This is a genomic window from Candidatus Binataceae bacterium (genome assembly GCA_036495685.1).
Classification (GTDB): domain Bacteria; phylum Desulfobacterota; class Binatia; order Binatales; family Binataceae; genus JAFAHS01.
Genome location: DASXMJ010000041.1, coordinates 1 through 2,657, shown reverse-complemented (window position 1 = coordinate 2,657; position 2,657 = coordinate 1). Strand labels below are relative to the sequence as shown.

Sequence of the window (2,657 nt, the reverse complement as noted above, 5' to 3'; positions counted from 1 at the left end):
ATCGATGCGCCCTCATATCCCTTTTCGCAGAATACCTGCGCGGCATGACGCAATATCAGCTGCTGCTTGGGATGTGAAACACGCGGGTGGTCGCGGACTTTTGGCATTCAGGGAAGTCAGGTTACTAGTCGAACGTTCGTTCGAAAATACAGCATACGAGACCGCCAGGGACGCTGTCAAGAGCCGATCGCCCACGTCGCTCGCCCCCGTCCTGCCCTAAAATCATGCATCCGGGATGCTTGCTCGCTCGTCTAATCCAGAGTGATAGTGTCGACTGTATCAGCCGCCAGCGCACTCAAAATGTGTGCTACCCTTTCCGTTCAGGATAGCCCTCGGATCGGAATCGCACGATGAGCGCGCCCAAAATGAATCCCGTCGAGCCGCCAGCGCACGCGTTGCCCTCTACGGTCGTCAAAGACGACGAGCCCATTCTTGTCGCCGCCGCTAAAGCTGGCGACATCTCCGCCTTCGAAACCCTCGTCGGCCGCTACGAGCGCAAGATTTTCCGCCTCGCGCAAAATATCACCCAGAACCGCGAAGACGCCGAAGACTCGATGCAGGAATCGTTCCTGAAAGCGTTCGAGCACCTCGGCGAATTTCAAGGCAATTCGCGCTTCTACACTTGGCTGGTTCGGATTGCCGTGAACCAGGCGCTGATGAAGCTGCGCAAGCGCCGTCCCAATCAGGTCTCGCTCGACGATGAAATAGATACCGGCGAAGAGCTGATTCCCCGCGACGTGGAAGACTGGGGCCCTTCGCCCGAAGATCGCTACGAGCAATCGGAACTTTCGAGCATTTTGAACACAACAATTTCTGAATTAGACCCATCTTTTCGAGTCGTTTTCCAACTTCGCGACATCGAAGAATTGTCCACTGAGGAAACGGCAGAAGCGTTGGGCCTCTCAGTTCCCGCGGTGAAATCGAGACTGCTTCGAGCGCGATTGAAGCTGCGGCAGAAATTGAATCGGTTCTTTAAGCGGAGTGAAAATTCGTGAATTGCAGGAACATCGTAAAAGAACTTTCGAACTACCTCGACGAAGCGCTCGATTCCACGCTGAAGGCCTCTATTGAAAAGCACCTCGAGCATTGTGAAGACTGCAAAGTGGTAGTGGACACGACCAAGCAGACCATCCAGATCTATTGCAACTCCGAGCCCGCTCCTCTGCCGGAAGACACGCGTCTCAGGCTCAGGGATGCTCTTAAGAAGCGGCTTCGCGGCGTTCGGGTTTAGACGCCTCGCGCTTCCCCGAATCGGGCTTCCTTCTCCCACATCGGAATTTCCCTTCCTATTTTTCTTTGGCGGGCAAGCTCGTAAATTCGACCCGCCACAACGATATCCTCGATCGCGATTCCGTTCGATTTAAACAGCGTAATCTGCTCGGGATTTGTGCGACCCGGCGTCTTACCCGCGACGATGTCCGTCATCTCGGCCACTCCGCCCCAGCGCTTCTCATCCTGGCCAAAAACTTGAATCAGATCGCCCGATTCGAGCTTCGATTGCTCTCGCGAATCGACGGCGATCACGTCACACCGCTCCACCGCTTCGGCATCCAGTTCCCGTTTCTGCGGAAAATTGGCTCCGATCGCGTTGATATGCGTTCCCTTCTTCAGCCATCGCCCTTCGACTACAGGATTTGTGGACGTCGTCGAGGTAATCACGATATCCGCGTCGCGAACCGCTTCTTCGGCATTCGCGGCCGACTTTACCGGCACTTTCAACCGCGCCGACATCTCCGCCACGAACGCCTCGCGCCGGTTCGCATCTCGCCCACAGACCCGCACTTCTCCCAGCTTGCGTACCGCTGCAATCGCCTCAAGCTGCGTTCGCGCCTGCAACCCCGTTCCTATGATCCCCACTACTCGCGAATCCTCTCGCGCCATCCACCGCGTCGCCACTCCGCTCGCCGCTCCCGTGCGCACTTGTCCCAGAAAATCCGCTTCGATGATGGCAGCCAGATCACCCGTCGTCACATTGAACAGCGGCACGAGGAAGCGCAACCCTTCCTTCGCGCTCGAATAAATCTTCAGCCCCATGTAGCCACCGGTCGCATCCGCAGCGGCCATATAGTGAAGATAGCTCTTGCCCGGAATGTGCAATCTCTGACGGGAATGCACGATCGCGTCCCCGCTCGACAGCCTCCGGAACGACTCCTCCACGGCCGCAATCGCCATCGGCATCGTTAAGAGCCCTCTTACATCCGCTTCCGTCAGCAACAACGCCATATCAAATCTCCTCAGCCGAATGTTATCCCACGGCAAACGATTTTCCGCACCTATCATTCCCCGATCATCCGTTTACTCCCAACGACCTCCGGTCATCTTCCGGTTACCGGTGTCGTCTGCGCTAACTTGACACCGTCGTCCACGCAGGCTAGGGTATGCGGCGATTCTCGCGCTGACGTTTTTGGGGCGTCGCTTGGTGTTCTAGTTGCCGGTCTCGTCCTATCGAGAAACTGGCGGAACGATTCGCGGAGGCGGATCGCAATGATCTCCACACAAACAGTCCTCAAGCATTTGAGGGCAGCGCTATCGTTTCCGAACTCCCGCAAGGACCTCGCTCAATCCCTTCTCGTCGTCGCGGCTCTCTTCCTTGCAGGACAGCTTGGATTGAGGATCACCGACCTCCATCCCCCCGTCTCTCCGGTTTGGCCACCCGC

Annotated in this window: 3 protein-coding genes; 2 read left to right on the top strand and 1 reads right to left on the bottom strand. The window is 56.9% G+C overall.

Annotation, left to right across the window (positions count from 1 at the left end):
* Positions 1-350: 350 nt before the first annotated feature.
* Positions 351-995, top strand: coding sequence for a sigma-70 family RNA polymerase sigma factor (locus VGI36_04795; protein ID HEY2484440.1), 645 nt, complete (start codon positions 351-353; stop codon positions 993-995).
* Complete coding sequence (locus VGI36_04790) at positions 992-1,231, top strand: zf-HC2 domain-containing protein (GenBank protein HEY2484439.1); 240 nt, start codon at positions 992-994, stop codon at positions 1,229-1,231. The genes VGI36_04795 and VGI36_04790 overlap by 4 nt, the downstream gene beginning before the upstream one ends.
* Here the strand turns inward: VGI36_04790 and VGI36_04785 are convergent.
* Positions 1,228-2,223, bottom strand: a complete 996-nt coding sequence (locus tag VGI36_04785) for an ornithine cyclodeaminase family protein (GenBank protein HEY2484438.1) — start codon at positions 2,221-2,223, stop codon at positions 1,228-1,230. The genes VGI36_04790 and VGI36_04785 overlap by 4 nt on opposite strands.
* Positions 2,224-2,657: the final 434 nt, after the last annotated feature.

Bases quoted from the DNA above. Each gene is read 5' to 3' on its own strand.
- VGI36_04795 (HEY2484440.1), top strand. From the start codon at position 351: ATGAGCGCGCCCAAAATGAATCCCGTCGAGCCGCCAGCGCACGCGTTG.
- VGI36_04785 (HEY2484438.1), bottom strand. From the start codon at position 2,223: ATGGCGTTGTTGCTGACGGAAGCGGATGTAAGAGGGCTCTTAACGATG.